Origin of the sequence: Prosthecobacter sp., from assembly GCF_044378005.1 — a bacterium.
Classification (GTDB): domain Bacteria; phylum Verrucomicrobiota; class Verrucomicrobiia; order Verrucomicrobiales; family Verrucomicrobiaceae; genus Prosthecobacter.
Genome location: NZ_JBILYB010000318.1, coordinates 1 through 2,823 on the forward strand (window position 1 = coordinate 1; position 2,823 = coordinate 2,823).

The 2,823-nt window shown below is 61.5% G+C and carries 3 protein-coding genes; all 3 read right to left on the minus strand.

Going from position 1 to position 2,823, the window contains the following annotated elements:
* The coding region (locus AC6FTP_RS26705) for a class II glutamine amidotransferase domain-containing protein (protein ID WP_497209942.1) at positions 1–560 on the minus strand (560 nt) is incomplete at its 3' end.
* Between the two features lie 81 nt (positions 561–641).
* On the minus strand, positions 642–1,604 hold the full coding sequence (locus tag AC6FTP_RS26710) for an amidoligase family protein (RefSeq protein ID WP_497209943.1): 963 nt from the start codon (positions 1,602–1,604) through the stop codon (positions 642–644).
* A gap of 106 nt (positions 1,605–1,710) precedes the next feature.
* Complete coding sequence (locus AC6FTP_RS26715) at positions 1,711–2,610, minus strand: ATP-dependent DNA ligase (protein ID WP_497209944.1); 900 nt, start codon at positions 2,608–2,610, stop codon at positions 1,711–1,713.
* Positions 2,611–2,823 lie beyond the last annotated feature (213 nt).

Here is a 2,823-nt window from a genome sequence, read left to right on the forward strand (position 1 = left end):
GCGGCGCGCAGGCGCGGGACGAAGTGCGTGTTGCTCACCTGCATCCCCCGCCACTCCTCCCAAGCTCCATAGAGCCGCGTCTCCTGCGCATTCATCCACACCCAGCGCCCTGGCAGCTTGTGCAGCGCCTCTGGGCCGGTGGTGTGGACCACCAGTGCTGCCGCACGGGTGTCGCTCATCGGCGAGGTCGGCAGCGGCTCCTTGCGATGCTGCTCCAGCCGCATCAGGGCATCCACATACCCGTTCCAAGTGCCGTTGTGGAACAGCACACTTTCAGCCATGCCCGAGAGGCTCACGCTGGCCTTCGGCGTGATAGGGAACGGATGGCACAGCCGCGCATCGACTCCTCCCACACTGGCCCAGCGGAAGTGGATGACCACTTCGCCCTCCAGCTTCTTGAGCAGAGTGATGAGTTCACCAGTGCTGAGGTTTTTCTGCCAGCGCACGCGGCCACCTTCCCGCCATGCCACGCCCGCGCCGTGCGGGTTGGCTTCATGACAGGCATACAGCACCTCGGGCTTCGGGCGCACATTTTGAGGACATATCAGGATCACACACATATCAGGTTCAGTTGGGTTCAGGTTCGTTGTTCTTGGGTTTGGCCCGGCTATCCGCAGACTGCGTATAGCGAGGGCAAAGGGTTAGAGGTTCGCATCGGGGTAGCGGCTATCGAACTGCTGGCAGAGCCGCTGCGCGCTCTTGCGGTAGTGGCGGAACTCCGAGTGCAGCTTGCCGAAGAGGCCAAGGGCGACAGGCCGCGCGCTGCCGGTCCACCCGAGATAGTCCCACAGGAAGCGCAGCCCATCGGAGGCTGTGGCGGTGCGCTTGGCTTGGATCTTGTTCTTGCCGAACCCGCCGAGGCATTGGACCTCATGAGCACGGCGGCACAGGCCAAGCACACTGGCGAGGTGATGCAGTATTTTTTCAATGTTCACCGTGCCGGCAAAGACGCGGAACTCCACCACTCCGACGAAGCGTCCGTTGCGGTCACGCTTGAACGCCTTTCTAAAGTTCACCATGCCGCGCCCGCATTGCTCGGCGCACTCGGCTTTGACCCGCTCCTGCTCGCAGGTGACGATTTTGAGCATGTGCTCGGCGGTCTGCTCATACAGCGGATGGCTGTAGTGGTTCAGGTGACGGTCTGTCCCCGTCTGGCCGTAGAGGCTGCGCGCGTGCCAGCGGGCAATGTGGGCAAGCTTGCGGATGAACTCGCTCACCGCTTTCGTGTCGGAGGTGCCGATCACACTTTCAATGCCCACGGTGATGTGGCAGCCGCAGGAGCGATCCACCGTGGCACCGATGGCATTGAGCCATTCGACGAAGGCGATCAGGTGTTCCACGCCGCGCTCACCGTGGAGGATGGGGGAAACGAATTCGCAGGGCATCTGCCCGGCGTCGCAGCGGATGGAGCCATCGCGCTCGGCCTTCCACGTATCAGCGTTGAAGGCGGGAGCGTTGCTGCGGGCACCGGCAGTGGTGATGCCGGTGGTGACGGGATGACCGGCGTGGTAATTGCCCACAGCAACGTTGCTGGTCTGCGGGAGGCGGGTTTCCAGTTCAATGCCCCACTGGATCAGGGCGGCTTTAGGATCGGCAGTTTTCATGAGGATGGAATGGATGCGGGTGATTGAAGTCCATGCGGACTTCCCCTTGGCCTCGTCACCGTGGCCGCGTGTGTCGCACCGTTTTGATCACCATTTGATGAACCTCCTATGAGAGGTCCCACGGCTCGCGGAACCCGATGAACTTCGGGAACCTGGGCGCTTCCTTCGCCCCGCTGGGCTGGTGCATGAACTTCACCATGCGGCCCAGCAAAGAGGAGCGCTGCTGCCAGAGAGACAACCGGTCCACCCCGCCAACGACATGGTTGTAACCCAACCGGAACTCGATGCCCGTCTCCACATGCCTGACCACAAAGCCGCCGAGTTCACCGCGCCCGATCATGCCGGACTGCGCCATGCTGCGCTTGGTGCGACCAAACGCATCCTTCTCGGCGGCGTTTTGATTGCTCATGCCTTCGTAGGTGTCGAGAACCACCGCCTCAGCGTCCTCGAAGCGTTTGATCTTGAGCAGGTAGCCCTCGCGTTCTGTGGAGCGGCCACACTTGTAGGGCGAACCCGGCGTGCGAATCATCACGCCTTCATATCCCTCACTCACGCAGCGCTCTTCATAGGCCATGAGGTCATCGAGTGAATGCATCTCCTCCGGCAGCACTTTATCGACGTGATCGTAATCAGGCAGGCGCGCCAGTTCCTGCATCCGGCAGGCATAGGGAACATCAATGCCGTCGCTCACATAGTCGAAGACGGCGAAGGTGAAGTCAGGCTCACCACTCTCGCGGCCCACATGACCGGCAGTTTCATTGAAGGTGGTGCCTTTCACGATCAGTTCGCCATCTAGGCCGTCGGGCAGGTTGGCCTCGATCCACTCGCGGATGAAGCGATTGGACACGGGCTTGAAGCTGCGAGTCAGGGCGCGTCCGTTGATCTTGAGGCAGCGGATACCGTCGAGCTTGGGAGTGGCCAGCAGCGGGAAGCTGAGGGCATGGAGTCGCTCGCATTTGTCGGCGAGCATGGGTTTGGTGATGGGCGATGAGGCGGTGGTGTTCATGGACATGGAGGGGTGGCTTGTTGACCAGCGCTGGGCTGGGTTCCCTCCGGCCTCGTCACCGTGACCTTGTGTGTCTCACCGATTTGATCACCATGTGGCAGAGACGCAGAACACCGTTGTCCATCCATGATTGGCACCATTTGAGCGGCTCTCAGTTCCAACCAACAACACCCCGCACCAGCATGACCTTGTGAAGGCGCGTAGGAAGCGTTT